This window comes from Acidovorax sp. SRB_24, from assembly GCF_012931925.1.
Genome location: NZ_MWOM01000009.1, coordinates 30,098 through 41,932, shown reverse-complemented (window position 1 = coordinate 41,932; position 11,835 = coordinate 30,098). Strand labels below are relative to the sequence as shown.

The following is an 11,835-nucleotide window of genomic DNA, read 5'->3' as shown; positions in this document are numbered from 1 at the left end:
GTGGGCGCTGGCGTCGTGGCCAAGATCATTGCTTAATTTTTAAGCAGAACAAGGAACTTGCCATGTCCAAGCAAAAAATCCGCATCCGCCTGAAGGCGTTTGACTACAAGCTGATCGACCAGTCCGCTGCCGAGATCGTTGACACCGCCAAGCGCACCGGCGCCATCGTCAAGGGCCCCGTGCCCCTGCCGACGCGCATGAAGCGTTTTGACATCCTGCGCTCGCCGCACGTCAACAAGACCAGCCGCGACCAGCTGGAAATCCGCACGCACCAGCGCCTGATGGACATCGTGGACCCCACCGACAAGACCGTGGACGCGCTGATGAAGCTCGACCTGCCGGCTGGTGTGGACGTCGAAATCAAGCTGCAGTAAAAGCAGCTTTGTCCGGCCGATCTCCAGGCCGGACCCGTGAAAGTGGCGCGAACTTGCTTGAAAAAGCGGTTCGCGTTATACTTTGCGGCTTCGCCTTTTTGCGCACGCAAAACGGGCGGAGTTTTATCAACCGCCTTTCATGCATGCAAGTGCAACGCCGTGGCCAATTGAAGTCGCGGCGGTGGAAGTTTTGGAGAAACAAATGAGTCTGAGCAACTCCCTGGGGTTGCTGGGCCGCAAGGTGGGCATGATGCGTCTGTTCACTGATGATGGGGACGCCGTTCCTGTCACAGTGGTGGATGTGTCTAACAACCGCGTGACCCAGGTCAAAACCCAAGAGAACGATGGCTACGTGGCCCTGCAGGTCACGTTCGGTTCGCGCAAAGCATCGCGCGTGACCAAGCCCGAAGCAGGTCACCTGGCAAAAGCTGGCGTCGAAGCCGGTGAAATCATCCAGGAATTCCGCGTCACCGCCGAAACCGCCGCCCAGTATCCTGCTGGCGCCACGGTTCCCGCAGCGGCGCTCTTCGCCGTGGGCCAGAAAGTCGACGTGCAAGGCACCTCGATCGGTAAAGGCTACGCCGGCACCATCAAGCGCCACAACATGGCCTCGCAGCGCGCGTCGCACGGCAACAGCCGTTCGCACAACGTGCCGGGCTCCATCGGTATGGCGCAAGATCCGGGCCGTGTGTTTCCGGGCAAGCGCATGACCGGTCACATGGGTGTCGACACCGTGACCACGCAAAACCTCGACGTGATTCGCATTGACGAAGCACGCCAACTGCTCTTGATCAAGGGCGCTGTTCCGGGCTCCAAGGGTGGCTTCGTGACGGTGCGTCCTGCCATCAAGGCAACCGCATCCAAAGGAGCGAACTAATGCAGCTCGAACTCCTGAATGACCAAGGCCAGGCCGCATCCAAGTTCGATGCGCCCGAGACCGTGTTTGGTCGTGAATACAACGAAGATCTGGTGCACCAGATCGTGGTCGCTTACCGCGCCAACGGCCGCCAGGGCACCCGTGCCCAGAAGGACCGCGAGCAGGTTCGCCACTCCACCAAGAAGCCCTTCAAGCAAAAGGGCACCGGCCGCGCACGCGCCGGTATGACGTCTTCGCCTCTGTGGCGCGGGGGTGGTCGGATTTTCCCGAACATGCCCGACGAAAACTTCACGCAGAAGATCAACAAGAAGATGTACCGCGCTGGTATGGCTTCGATCTTCTCGCAGCTGGCCCGCGAAGGCCGTCTGGCCGTGGTGGACTCGCTCAAGCTCGAATCGCCCAAGACCAAGGTGCTCGCCGACAAGTTCAAGGCGATGAACCTGCAGTCCGTCATGGTGATTGCCGAGGAAGTGGACGAGAACCTGTACCTGGCTTCGCGCAATCTGGTGAACGTGCTCGTCGTTGAGCCCCGTTATGCCGATCCCGTGTCGCTCGTGCATTACAAGAAGGTCATCGTCACCAAGGGCGCGATCGACAAGCTCAAGGAGATGTTCGCATGAATAGCCCCAAGTTTGACGAAGGTCGTCTGATGCAGGTGCTGGTCGCTCCCATCGTGTCCGAGAAGGCCACCATGGTTGCTGAAAAGTCCAACGCTGTGACGTTCAAGGTGCTGCAGACCGCCACCAAGACCGAAATCAAGGCCGCTGTGGAATTGATGTTCAAGGTCGAGGTCAAGGGCGTCTCGGTGCTCAACACCAAAGGCAAGACCAAGCGTTTTGGCAAGACCATGGGCCGCCGTGACAACGTGCGCAAGGCCTATGTGACGCTCAAACCCGGTCAAGAGCTGAACCTCTCCGGGGAGGCTGCGTAATCATGGCTGTCATCAAAATGAAACCGACTTCGCCCGGCCAACGTGCCGTGGTGAAGGTGTCCCGCGATCACCTGTACAAGGGTGAGGGTTACGCGCCGCTGCTGGAGCCCCAGTTCCAGAAGGCCGGCCGCAACAACAACGGCCACATCACGACGCGCCACAAGGGCGGTGGTCACAAGCACCACTACCGCGTGGTGGACTTCAAGCGCAACAAGGATGGCATCGCCGCCAAGGTCGAGCGCATCGAGTACGACCCGAACCGCACGGCCCACATCGCTCTGGTGTGCTACGCCGACGGTGAGCGCCGCTACATCATTGCCCCCCGTGGCCTGGAAGTCGGCAGCACGCTCATGAGCGGCTCCGAAGCCCCGATCCGCGCTGGCAACACGCTGCCGATCCGTAACATCCCCGTGGGTTCGACCATCCACTGCATCGAGCTCAAGCCCGGTGCTGGTGCGCAGATCGCACGCTCGGCCGGTGCCTCGGCCACGCTGCTGGCCCGTGAGACCATGTACGCACAAGTGCGCATGCGCTCGGGCGAAGTGCGCCGCATTCACATCGAGTGCCGCGCCACCATTGGCGAAGTCGCCAACGAAGAGCACAGCCTGCGCCAACTGGGCAAGGCCGGCGTCAAGCGCTGGATGGGCATCCGCCCGACCGTGCGTGGCGTGGCCATGAACCCGGTCGACCACCCACACGGTGGTGGTGAAGGCCGCACTGGTGAAGGCCGTCATGCTGTCGATCCTTGGGGCAATCTGACCAAGGGTTATCGCACCCGCAACAACAAGCGCACACAAGGAATGATTGTGTCGCGTCGCAAGAAGTAAGGGGTAGCAAATGACTCGCTCTCTCAAAAAGGGTCCGTTTGTTGACCATCACTTGCTGGCAAAGGTTGAAAAAGCCGTCGCCACCAAGGACAAGAAGCCAGTGAAGACCTGGTCGCGTCGCTCCATGGTTCTGCCCGATTTCATCGGTCTGACCATCGCCGTGCACAACGGCAAGCAGCACGTACCGGTGTACGTCACCGACCAGATGGTGGGCCACAAGCTGGGCGAATTCGCCCTGACGCGCACCTTCAAGGGTCACCCCGCGGACAAAAAAGTCCAGAAGAAATAAGGAACGACCATGTCTGAAACACGTGCAGTCCTCCGGGGCGTCCGTCTGTCGGTCGACAAAGGCCGTCTGGTCGCTGACCTGATCCGCGGCAAGAAGGTGGACCAGGCCCTGAACATCTTGAGCTTCACGCAGAAAAAAGCTGCGGGCATCGTCAAGAAGGTTCTGGAGTCGGCCATCGCCAACGCCGAACACAACGATGGCGCCGACATCGACGAGCTGAAGGTCAAGACCATCTACGTCGAACAAGGCACCACGCTCAAGCGCTTCACCGCGCGCGCCAAAGGCCGCGGCAACCGCATCAGCAAGCCCACGTGCCATGTGTACGTGACGGTTGGTAACTGAGGCCAAGGAAGACTATGGGACAGAAAATCCATCCTACCGGCTTCCGCCTGGCGGTCAGCCGCAACTGGGCAAGCCGTTGGTACGCGAGCAACCGTGACTTCGCCGGCATGCTGGCCGAAGACATCAAGGTGCGTGAGTACCTCAAGGCCAAGCTCAAGAACGCGGCCGTGTCGCGCATCCTGATCGAGCGTCCTGCCAAGAACGCCCGCATCACCATCTACTCGGCACGTCCGGGCGTGGTGATCGGCAAGAAGGGTGAAGACATCGAGAACCTCAAGCGCGAACTGGCGACCCGCCTGGGCGTGCCGGTGGCCGTGAACATCGAAGAAGTGCGCAAGCCCGAAATCGATGCCAAGCTGATCGCCGACTCGATCACCCAGCAGCTCGAAAAGCGCATCATGTTCCGCCGCGCGATGAAGCGCGCCATGCAGAACGCCATGCGCCTGGGCGCCCTGGGCATCAAGATCATGTCGTCGGGCCGTTTGAACGGCATCGAAATCGCACGTTGCGAGTGGTACCGCGAAGGCCGCGTGCCACTTCACACGCTGCGCGCCGACATCGACTACGGCACCTCGGAAGCCAAGACCACCTACGGCGTCATCGGCGTCAAGGTCTGGGTCTACAAGGGTGACACGCTGGGCCGCAACGATCTGCCCGCAGTGGAAACACCGCGTCCAGACGACGAGCGCCGCCCCCGTGGCCCGCGCCGTGACGGCCGCCCTGGCGACCGCAACGACCGTGGTGCCGGTGCAGGCCGTGGCGGCCCGCGCCGCCCCGTGGGTGCCAATGTGGCACCTGCCGATGGCAGCGACAAGCCCGCCGGCGCCGGTGGCGCCGACGCAACCGCCGTTAAGCGCGTTCGCAAAGTAGACGCGCCCGCTACAGCAGCGGACGGAAAAGGAGAATAAAAGATGCTGCAACCTGCTCGCCGCAAGTTCCGCAAGGAACAAAAAGGCCGCAACACTGGCATCGCTACCCGGGGCAACTCGGTGGCGTTCGGTGATTTCGGTCTGAAGTGCACCGACCGTGGCCGTCTGACGGCCCGCCAGCTCGAAGCTGCGCGCCGTGCCATTTCGCGCCACGTCAAGCGTGGCGGCCGGATCTGGATCCGCGTGTTCCCGGACAAGCCGATCTCGACCAAGCCCGCCGAAGTGCGCATGGGTAACGGTAAGGGCAACCCCGAGTACTACGTGGCTGAAATCCAGCCCGGCAAGATCGTGTTCGAGATCGTCGGCGTGCCCGAAGAACTCGCCCGCGAAGCCTTCCGTCTGGCGGCTGCCAAGCTGCCCCTGCGCACCACGTTCGTGGCGCGCATGGTGGGCCAGTGATTCAGGAGATATGGATATGAAGACTGCTGAATTGCGCCAAAAAGACGTCGCTGGCATCAAGGACGAAATCAAGGCCCTGCAAAAGGCCCATTTCGGACTGCGCATGCAAAAGGCCACGCAACAACTGGGCAACACTGGCACGCTGCGCACCACGCGCCGTGACATCGCCCGCGCCAAGACCATCCTTGCCCAAAAGCAAGCCGCCAAGTAAGGAGCACACATGACGGAAGCTAAAAAATCCCTCAAGCGCACCTTGGTTGGCAAGGTGGTCAGCGACAAGCGTGAGAAGACCGTGACCGTGCTGATCGAGCGCCGTGTGAAGCACGAGCTCTACGGCAAGATCGTCGGCAAGTCGAGCAAGTACCACGCGCACGACGAAAACAACGAGTACAAGACGGGCGACGTGATCGAGATCACCGAAAGCCGTCCGCTCTCGAAGACCAAGAACTGGGTCGCTACGCGCCTGGTGACAAAGGCCACGCTGGTGTAAGCCTTCCCTGGCTGCGCGCTGCAAAGCCCCTCGAAGCGACCCACAATGTGGGTCGCTTTTCTTTTTTGGGGCGCCGTGTTCCGCGCGACACCCTCCACCCAACTTTTCGGAGACTCAGATGATCAAAATTGGCGACACCCTGCCGGCCTGCACCCTGATGGAATATATGGAGGTGGAAGGCAACGGCTGCAGCATCGGCCCCAACCCCGTGAACGTGCAACAGGCGAGCGCCGGAAAGACGATTGCCCTGTTTGCTGTGCCCGGCGCGTTCACGCCCACCTGCTCGGCCAAGCATGTGCCCGGCTTTGTCGAAAAGGCCGCCGAGTTCCAGGCCGCGGGCGTGGACGAGATCTGGTGCTTGGCCGTGAACGACGCCTTCGTGATGGGCGCCTGGGCACGCGACCAGAAAACCGGCGGCAAGCTGCGCATGCTGGCCGACGGCGACGCCGCTTTTGCCAAGGCGACGGGCCTGACGCTGGACCTCCACGGCAAGGGCCTGGGGCTGCGCAGCAACCGCTACTCCATGCTCGTGAAAGACGGCAAGGTCGTGCAGCTGAACAATGAAGCACCGGGCAAGTTCGATGTCAGCGATGCCGCAACGTTGCTGGCCCAGGCCCGCGCCTGAGCGTATCGGGCCCTGGCAAGCTATAAAAACAGGAGCTACTAGCGCTTGCTGTATAAGCGCTGGAGCCTGTTTTGATCAAACAATATCGACCTTGAGGTAGTGCGATCCTGGCAGCGGGTTGTGGTAATAGGGCGGAATGTCCTCGAAGCCCAGGTCGGTGTACAGGGCACGTGCCGACTCCATGTCGTCGAGTGTGTCGAGCAGCACACAGGCGTAGCCCGCCTGGCGCGCCGCGTCGAGCATGGCTTCGGCCAGCTGCCGGCCCAGGCCGAAGCCGCGGAAGGCCTTGCGCACATACAGGCGCTTCATTTCGCTGGCGTTGGGGTAGTCGGCATTGTCCAGAGGCCGCAGCGCGCAGCAGCCGGCCACGGCGCCGTCGACCCGCGCCAGCAGAAGCTGCCCGCGCGGCGGCGCATATTCGCCGGGCAGCGCGCCCAGCTCGGCGTCAAAATTCTGGAAGCCCAGGTCCACGCCCAGGCTGTCGGCATATTCCCGGAACAGCGTGCGCACGGCATCGAGCTCTTCGGGATCGGTGGGGGGCATCAGGGTAACGGAAGGGGTGTCCACGGCACTCACGGCTCAACATCGCAGCCACCAGTGTAGCGGCGCAGGGGGGAGCGGGCGGACAGCGCCGCGGGGGTCAGCCGCCCCATTGCACCAGCCACGCCACTGCACCTGCGCTCAGCGCCAGCACCGTGAGCGCCGCCAGGTGCGTGCCGGCGTCGTCGCGCGAGGCCGGCACGGGGACGGGCAGGACCTTGTCGCCGACCAGCATGGGGCGCACCAGCTTTCGCTTTTTCACGAACACGTAAAAGGCGATGGCCAGCAGGTGCAGCGCCACCAGCGCCAGCACCAGATACTGGCCGATGTCTTTGTGGTAGGCCGTGGCCTGGCCCACCCAGTCGCTCGAGACAAAGCGCGTGAGCGGACCCGCAAACGCGATCTCATCGTCGCTGAACAGGCCGCTGCCCACCTGCAGGGCCAGCGCGGCGAGCAGCGCAAACACCGAGAGCGCCCCGAGGGGGCTGTGTGCCACGCTGTCTTCGGGGTGGCCCTGGCCGCGCAGGTAGCGCAGCACGCGCGACGGCGCATACAGGAAGCGGGAGAAGCGCGACCAGTGCCCGCCCACGAGGCCCCACACCAGCCGGAACAGCAGCAGCGCCAGCACCACATAGCCCAGGCGCGAGTGCCAGACCATGGCGTTGCCGCCGAGCTTGGCGCTGACCACCAGGCCGGTGACGCTGGCAGCCAGTGCCCAATGGAAAATGCGGGTGGGAAGGTCCCAGATGCGAACCGTGTGGGCCATGTGCGTAAGCGCGCGGCGGCGCAAGTGTCGGGGGCCAAAGTGTTGCATGCTTTGTCCGCAGCGCCGACTGTCTGGTGTTAAGGGAGTGAAATGCTCCGATTTTTGGGGGCTGGCGCTTGCGCGCAGCGGCGCTGGCGACATACTGCACGCGGCCGTTTGGCCTGTCTATTTCCCACCAAAGGACGTTTGCCCATGAAAACCACCGCCGCATTGGCCTTGGCTGCCGCTTGCATCACCCTGTCGGCCCCGGCCGCCGCCCAGTTTGCCAAGGCCGAGGACGCCATCAAATACCGCCAGGGGGCGCTGTTCGTGATGGGCCAGCATTTTGGGCGCATCGGCGCCATGGCCAACGGCAAGGCGCCTTTTGACGCCAAGGCCGCCCAGGAAAATGCCGATGTGGTGGCCAATATGGCCCGGCTGCCGTGGACAGGTTTCGGCCCGGGGACGGACAAGGGGGCACCCACCAAGGCCAAGCCGGACCTCTGGAACGAGCCGGCCAAGTTCAAGGAGCACTCGGAGAAGCTGGAGACCGAAACCGCCAAGCTCGCTGCCGCCGCCAAGACCGGCAACCTCGACAGCCTCAAGGTGGCGTTCGGCGACGCCGCCAAGTCCTGCAAGGCCTGCCACGACGCCTACCGCGCCCGCTGATGGCGCGCCAGCGGATCACGCTGCAAGAAAACCGGCCTCCAGGGAGGCCGGTTTTTTTTTAAGGGGTAGGACCGACCGTGGGCAGCGCCTGCGCTTTGCCGCGTTCGGTGGCTGGCGCGGGGCCGCTCAGTCTGCGGTCAAGCCGATCTTTTTCACCACGGCGCCCCACTTGGCGATGTCGCTGTGGATCAGCTGGGTCAGCGCCTCGGGCGTGCCTGCCTCGGGTTCGGCGCCCTGGGAGGCCAGCGTGCTGCGCACGGTGGGGTTGTTGAGCGCTTTGATGGTTTCCGCGTTGAGGCGTGCGACCACAGGGGCGGGCGTGCCTGCAGGGGCAAACAGCGCAAACCAGGAACCCGAGTCGAAGCCGGCCACGCCTTGCTCGGCAATGGTGGGCAGATCGGGAAGGGCGCCCGAGCGCTTGGCCGACGTCACGGCAATGGCCTTGACCTTGCCGGCCTTTATCATGGGCAGGGCCGAGTTCACGTTGTCCGCCAGCACCTCCACCTGACCGCCGGTCAACGCCAGCAGCGCGGGGTTGCCGCCCTGGAACGGGACATGCACCATGTCCACCTGGGCCATCATCTTGAACAGCTCCATGCCCAGATGGCCCGGTGTGCCGTTGCCCGCCGAGCTGAAGTTGAGCTTGCCGGGGTGCTTGCGCGCAAAGGCGATCAGCTCCTGCACGTTCGACACGGGAACCGATGGGTGCACCATCAGCACCTGCGGCACATGGGCGACCAGCGTGACCGGGACGAAGTCCTTGAGCGGGTCGTAGCGCAGCTTGCGGTGGATGGTGGCGGCAATCGCGTGCGATGCATTGGTGCCGATCACCAGGGTGTAACCGTCGGGCGTGGCGCGTGCGGCGGATGCGGCGCCCACGGTGCCGCCCGCGCCGACCCGGTTGTCCACCACGAAGCTCTGGCCCAGGGCCAGCTCCAGTTGCTTGCCCAGCTGGCGGCCCAGCACATCGCTCGCCCCGCCAGCGGCAAAGGGCACGACGATGGTCACGGGGCGCTCCGGGTAGGTGCCCGCAGGCGAGGCAGCATGGGCTGGGCTGCCCAGGGCGCAGAGCACGGTGAGCAGCGGCGCCAGCATCGTGCGCAGCCGCAGGGGGCGTCCGTGCGCACATGCCGGAGCTTGGGGCGGCACTGAGTTCGGGGTGGGGGCAGGTTGCGTCATGTCGGTCTCCTTGGGTTGTTGTGCGGCGCAGAGGCTCTTAGCGGCTTGCGGTGATCGTGACTTCCAGCGGCGGCAGGCCGTCAATGCGGCCCACGAGCGCATCGCCGGGCCCGACGGCGCCCACGCCGGCAGGGGTGCCGGTGTAGATCAGGTCGCCGGGCATCAGCTGGTACTGGCGTGAGAGCTGGACGATGATTTCCGGCACGTTCCAGATCATTTTTTCGAGCACCGACTGCTGGCGCACCGCGCCGTTGACGTGCAATGTCAAGGCACCCGACAGCACATGGCCGGCAACCTCGACCGGCAAGATGGGGCCGCATGGCGCCGAGGCATCGAAGGACTTGCCGGCTTCCCAAGGCCGGCCTTGCTGGAGGCACTCGCGTTGGCGGTCGCGCCGCGTCATGTCCAGGCCCACGGCGTAGCCCAGCACGCAGTCGAGCACGCTGTGCGGCGCGTCCGCGTCGGGTGTGCGGCCCATCGCCACCACCAGCTCCAGCTCATACTGAAAATCGTCGGTGAAACTGGGGTAGGGCACGGCGCCGTCAGTGACCAGCGCATCGGCGGGCTTCTGAAAGAAAAACGGCGGGTCGCGCTCGTCGCCTTCCTTCATCTCACGGATATGGTCCACATAGTTGCGGCCAACGCAGTAGATGCGGCGCACGGGAAAGGGCGCGCTGCGCCCGACGATGGGAACGGTGTTGGGTGCAAGTTCGGGGGTGGCAAGCGCCTGCGGGGCCTGGGCTGCGGAGTCGGTGGTCACGGGGGGTCTTTCTTCGATCGACGACCTGCGGGTGCGGGTCCGTCGTTCGCCCATCTTGCGTGCCGAAGCCCGTGCGGCGTTAGGTCATGGGCTGTCCATTGCCGGTACGATCTTGCGCTGCCGACCGCGTGGCCCGATCGCGCTACACCCGTGCGGTGTTGCGCAGCTCGGCGCGGGTGGACGAAGGGCTTTTGCCGGTCACCAAGCGAAAGCGCTTGCCAAAGTAGGCCTCGTCGGCGAACCCGCAGCGGAACGCGATTTCCTTGATCGAGAGGTTGGTGTGCAGCAGCAGTTCGCGGGCAAAGGCCATGCGCCGGCTGGTCAGGCATTCCAGGAACGTCTGCCCTGTCTCGCGCTTGATCAGGTGCGCCAGGTAGGTGGGCGACAGATGGATGGCCGCGGCCGCGTCGGCCAGTGAGACCGGCAGGTGCAAGCGTTCCTTGAGGTAGGCCTGCAACCGGGCCAGCGTGGGATGGCGCGCCAGCGACGACGCCGGTGCCGAGGCCCAGTGCATCAGCGATTCGCCATAGTGGCGCCACACCAGCCCGATGAGCTGCAGCAGGTAGCCGCGGATCAGGATGGTGGCGCCGGTGGCACGCTGCGCATCTTCTGCGGCCATGGCGTTGCACAGGGCCTCGACCTGCGCCATCTCACGTGGCGTAAGTGCAAAGTCGATCTGCTCCTGGAATCGGAACGGCGCCAGTTCGGGCGCGCGCTCGATGGGCGTGTGCGCCAGATCCTGCAGGTCCACGTCCAGGGAAGGCAGCAGGTAGGCCAGGCTCGCATTGAGGATGAAATAGCGGCTGCCCGGTGCGGTGGGGATGAAGTGGGTGGTGAACGGCAGGATGAAGCACACCGTTCCCGCCTCCACGGGGCGGCACACATCCCCAATGAAGTGCTGGGTGCTTCCCTGCAGCTGCACATGGATCTGGAAATACTCATGGCGGTGCGGTGCCGCATTGGGCAGGGCCGAATGCTCGTCGCGGATGCCGAAGTCGCCATGCAGCGAGCGCTCGGACATGCGGTAGTTGTCCAGCGGTGCCTGGCGGGCCCGCAGCGGCGTGGGCTGGAGGGGGGACGTGGACTGGGTCATCGCGGCCACGGGGGTGGCAAAAGCATGGGGCGGCTCCGGAGCGAGGTCATGGCGGTGCGCGGATGTTAACCAGTCGCCCCCCGTTGTGCTCACGGAGAGACCGGCTGCGCGCCGCACGGGGTGACGGACGCGGTCTTCACCTTGACCAGCGGCGCCACGGATGCACTTCCCAGGGCACGGTGGGGTGAGCCGAGCGCTCTCTACGGGGGCGCAGGAACAGTTTCTGCCCAGAGACGCAGAAACTCAGACGGAAGCAGACGGAGAGGGCCGTGCGACAAAGGCTTGCGCGAAGGGAGGTGTCAGGCCTCGGCCAGCAGCTTTTCGATCAGCCGGTGCAGTTCAGGGAAGTTGGGCTGACCGATGAAGCTCTTCACGATCTCGCCGCGCTTGTTGACGATGTAGGTCGTGGGCGTGAGTTGCACATCGCCCCAGGCCCGCGCCACCGCGCCGGTATTGTCGATGGCGACCTTGAAAGGCAGTTTGCGGGTTTCGGCAAAATTGACGACGTAGCTGGGCGGGTCGTAGCTCATGGCCACGGCCAGCGTGTCAAAGCCCTTGGCGTGATACTTGTTGTAAGTACTGATGACCTCGGGCATCTCGGCCACGCAGGTCGTGCAGCTGGTGGCCCAGAAGTTCACCAGCGTGACCTTGCCGCGCAGGTCGGCCGTGCTCTGGCGCGAGCCGTCGAGCAGCACAAAGGTCGATTCGGGCGCCTGGGACTTGCCCGTGCCCCATGCCACCCAGGCCCCTAGGCCCGCCACCACCG

At 64.2% G+C, this 11,835-nt stretch carries 19 protein-coding genes; 13 read left to right on the top strand and 6 right to left on the bottom strand.

Annotated elements, in window-relative coordinates:
• The first annotated feature begins 62 nt into the window (after window positions 1–62).
• The 12 genes from rpsJ (at window position 63) to B2J89_RS04835 (ending at window position 6,083) form a co-directional block, all read left to right on the top strand.
• A complete protein-coding gene (rpsJ, locus tag B2J89_RS04890; RefSeq protein WP_005796953.1) occupies window positions 63–374 on the top strand; it encodes a 30S ribosomal protein S10 in 312 nt (103 codons plus the stop codon).
• 202 nt (window positions 375–576) lie between these two features.
• Window positions 577–1,251, top strand: coding sequence for a 50S ribosomal protein L3 (gene rplC, locus B2J89_RS04885; RefSeq protein ID WP_169168109.1), 675 nt, complete (start codon window positions 577–579; stop codon window positions 1,249–1,251).
• Window positions 1,251–1,871, top strand: a complete 621-nt coding sequence (gene rplD / locus B2J89_RS04880; protein ID WP_169168108.1) for a 50S ribosomal protein L4 — start codon at window positions 1,251–1,253, stop codon at window positions 1,869–1,871. Before rplC ends, rplD begins: the two co-directional genes overlap by 1 nt.
• Window positions 1,868–2,182: a 50S ribosomal protein L23 gene (gene rplW / locus B2J89_RS04875; protein ID WP_169168107.1), complete on the top strand. Its 315-nt coding sequence runs from the start codon at window positions 1,868–1,870 to the stop codon at window positions 2,180–2,182. Before rplD ends, rplW begins: the two co-directional genes overlap by 4 nt.
• A gap of 2 nt (window positions 2,183–2,184) precedes the next feature.
• Complete coding sequence (gene rplB / locus B2J89_RS04870; protein WP_169168106.1) at window positions 2,185–3,009, top strand: 50S ribosomal protein L2; 825 nt, start codon at window positions 2,185–2,187, stop codon at window positions 3,007–3,009.
• 10 nt (window positions 3,010–3,019) lie between these two features.
• Window positions 3,020–3,298 carry a 30S ribosomal protein S19 gene (gene rpsS, locus B2J89_RS04865; protein WP_007847809.1) on the top strand — a complete coding sequence of 93 codons (279 nt, stop codon included), beginning with the start codon at window positions 3,020–3,022 and terminating at the stop codon, window positions 3,296–3,298.
• 9 nt (window positions 3,299–3,307) lie between these two features.
• Window positions 3,308–3,640, top strand: a complete 333-nt coding sequence (rplV, locus tag B2J89_RS04860) for a 50S ribosomal protein L22 (protein WP_100412086.1) — start codon at window positions 3,308–3,310, stop codon at window positions 3,638–3,640.
• Between the two features lie 14 nt (window positions 3,641–3,654).
• Window positions 3,655–4,548 carry a 30S ribosomal protein S3 gene (gene rpsC / locus B2J89_RS04855; protein WP_169168105.1) on the top strand — a complete coding sequence of 298 codons (894 nt, stop codon included), beginning with the start codon at window positions 3,655–3,657 and terminating at the stop codon, window positions 4,546–4,548.
• A gap of 3 nt (window positions 4,549–4,551) precedes the next feature.
• Window positions 4,552–4,968 carry a 50S ribosomal protein L16 gene (gene rplP, locus B2J89_RS04850; protein WP_169168104.1) on the top strand — a complete coding sequence of 139 codons (417 nt, stop codon included), beginning with the start codon at window positions 4,552–4,554 and terminating at the stop codon, window positions 4,966–4,968.
• 16 nt (window positions 4,969–4,984) lie between these two features.
• Complete coding sequence (gene rpmC, locus B2J89_RS04845; protein ID WP_169168103.1) at window positions 4,985–5,179, top strand: 50S ribosomal protein L29; 195 nt, start codon at window positions 4,985–4,987, stop codon at window positions 5,177–5,179.
• 9 nt (window positions 5,180–5,188) lie between these two features.
• Window positions 5,189–5,458 (top strand): 30S ribosomal protein S17, encoded by a 270-nt coding sequence (gene rpsQ, locus B2J89_RS04840; RefSeq protein WP_169168102.1) that lies wholly within the window; start codon window positions 5,189–5,191, stop codon window positions 5,456–5,458.
• A gap of 118 nt (window positions 5,459–5,576) precedes the next feature.
• Complete coding sequence (locus tag B2J89_RS04835; protein WP_169168101.1) at window positions 5,577–6,083, top strand: peroxiredoxin; 507 nt, start codon at window positions 5,577–5,579, stop codon at window positions 6,081–6,083.
• 75 nt (window positions 6,084–6,158) lie between these two features.
• On the opposite strand, the gene B2J89_RS04830 is transcribed toward B2J89_RS04835, so the two are convergent.
• The gene (locus B2J89_RS04830) at window positions 6,159–6,650 is read right to left on the bottom strand and encodes a GNAT family N-acetyltransferase (RefSeq protein ID WP_169168100.1); all 492 of its coding nucleotides are present in this window, start codon (window positions 6,648–6,650) and stop codon (window positions 6,159–6,161) included.
• Between the two features lie 73 nt (window positions 6,651–6,723).
• Entirely contained in the window at window positions 6,724–7,389 is a 666-nt protein-coding gene (locus tag B2J89_RS04825; RefSeq protein WP_169168099.1) for a cytochrome b/b6 domain-containing protein, read from the bottom strand.
• Between the two features lie 192 nt (window positions 7,390–7,581).
• Between B2J89_RS04825 and B2J89_RS04820 the strand changes: the two genes are divergently transcribed.
• Window positions 7,582–8,037 (top strand): cytochrome c, encoded by a 456-nt coding sequence (locus B2J89_RS04820; RefSeq protein ID WP_169168098.1) that lies wholly within the window; start codon window positions 7,582–7,584, stop codon window positions 8,035–8,037.
• A 126-nt stretch (window positions 8,038–8,163) separates the two neighbouring features.
• On the opposite strand, the gene B2J89_RS04815 is transcribed toward B2J89_RS04820, so the two are convergent.
• The 4 genes from B2J89_RS04815 to B2J89_RS04800 all read right to left on the bottom strand — a co-directional run bounded on the left by B2J89_RS04815 (window position 8,164) and on the right by B2J89_RS04800 (window position 11,833).
• Window positions 8,164–9,216 (bottom strand): tripartite tricarboxylate transporter substrate binding protein, encoded by a 1,053-nt coding sequence (locus B2J89_RS04815; RefSeq protein WP_240964735.1) that lies wholly within the window; start codon window positions 9,214–9,216, stop codon window positions 8,164–8,166.
• Between the two features lie 37 nt (window positions 9,217–9,253).
• A complete protein-coding gene (locus tag B2J89_RS04810; protein WP_371809034.1) occupies window positions 9,254–9,976 on the bottom strand; it encodes a fumarylacetoacetate hydrolase family protein in 723 nt (240 codons plus the stop codon).
• Between the two features lie 142 nt (window positions 9,977–10,118).
• Window positions 10,119–11,069, bottom strand: a complete 951-nt coding sequence (locus B2J89_RS04805) for an AraC family transcriptional regulator (RefSeq protein ID WP_169168096.1) — start codon at window positions 11,067–11,069, stop codon at window positions 10,119–10,121.
• 299 nt (window positions 11,070–11,368) lie between these two features.
• A complete protein-coding gene (locus B2J89_RS04800) occupies window positions 11,369–11,833 on the bottom strand; it encodes a TlpA disulfide reductase family protein (protein WP_169168095.1) in 465 nt (154 codons plus the stop codon).
• Window positions 11,834–11,835: the final 2 nt, after the last annotated feature.

Coding starts and splice junctions, on each gene's coding strand:
- rpsJ (WP_005796953.1), top strand. CDS start 63: ATGTCCAAGCAAAAAATCCGCATCCGCCTGAAGGCGTTTGACTACAAG.
- rplC (WP_169168109.1), top strand. CDS start 577: ATGAGTCTGAGCAACTCCCTGGGGTTGCTGGGCCGCAAGGTGGGCATG.
- rplD (WP_169168108.1), top strand. CDS start 1,251: ATGCAGCTCGAACTCCTGAATGACCAAGGCCAGGCCGCATCCAAGTTC.
- rplW (WP_169168107.1), top strand. CDS start 1,868: ATGAATAGCCCCAAGTTTGACGAAGGTCGTCTGATGCAGGTGCTGGTC.
- rplB (WP_169168106.1), top strand. CDS start 2,185: ATGGCTGTCATCAAAATGAAACCGACTTCGCCCGGCCAACGTGCCGTG.
- rpsS (WP_007847809.1), top strand. CDS start 3,020: ATGACTCGCTCTCTCAAAAAGGGTCCGTTTGTTGACCATCACTTGCTG.
- rplV (WP_100412086.1), top strand. CDS start 3,308: ATGTCTGAAACACGTGCAGTCCTCCGGGGCGTCCGTCTGTCGGTCGAC.
- rpsC (WP_169168105.1), top strand. CDS start 3,655: ATGGGACAGAAAATCCATCCTACCGGCTTCCGCCTGGCGGTCAGCCGC.
- rplP (WP_169168104.1), top strand. CDS start 4,552: ATGCTGCAACCTGCTCGCCGCAAGTTCCGCAAGGAACAAAAAGGCCGC.
- rpmC (WP_169168103.1), top strand. CDS start 4,985: ATGAAGACTGCTGAATTGCGCCAAAAAGACGTCGCTGGCATCAAGGAC.
- rpsQ (WP_169168102.1), top strand. CDS start 5,189: ATGACGGAAGCTAAAAAATCCCTCAAGCGCACCTTGGTTGGCAAGGTG.
- B2J89_RS04835 (WP_169168101.1), top strand. CDS start 5,577: ATGATCAAAATTGGCGACACCCTGCCGGCCTGCACCCTGATGGAATAT.
- B2J89_RS04825 (WP_169168099.1), bottom strand. CDS start 7,389: ATGGCCCACACGGTTCGCATCTGGGACCTTCCCACCCGCATTTTCCAT.
- B2J89_RS04820 (WP_169168098.1), top strand. CDS start 7,582: ATGAAAACCACCGCCGCATTGGCCTTGGCTGCCGCTTGCATCACCCTG.
- B2J89_RS04815 (WP_240964735.1), bottom strand. CDS start 9,216: ATGACGCAACCTGCCCCCACCCCGAACTCAGTGCCGCCCCAAGCTCCG.
- B2J89_RS04805 (WP_169168096.1), bottom strand. CDS start 11,069: ATGACCCAGTCCACGTCCCCCCTCCAGCCCACGCCGCTGCGGGCCCGC.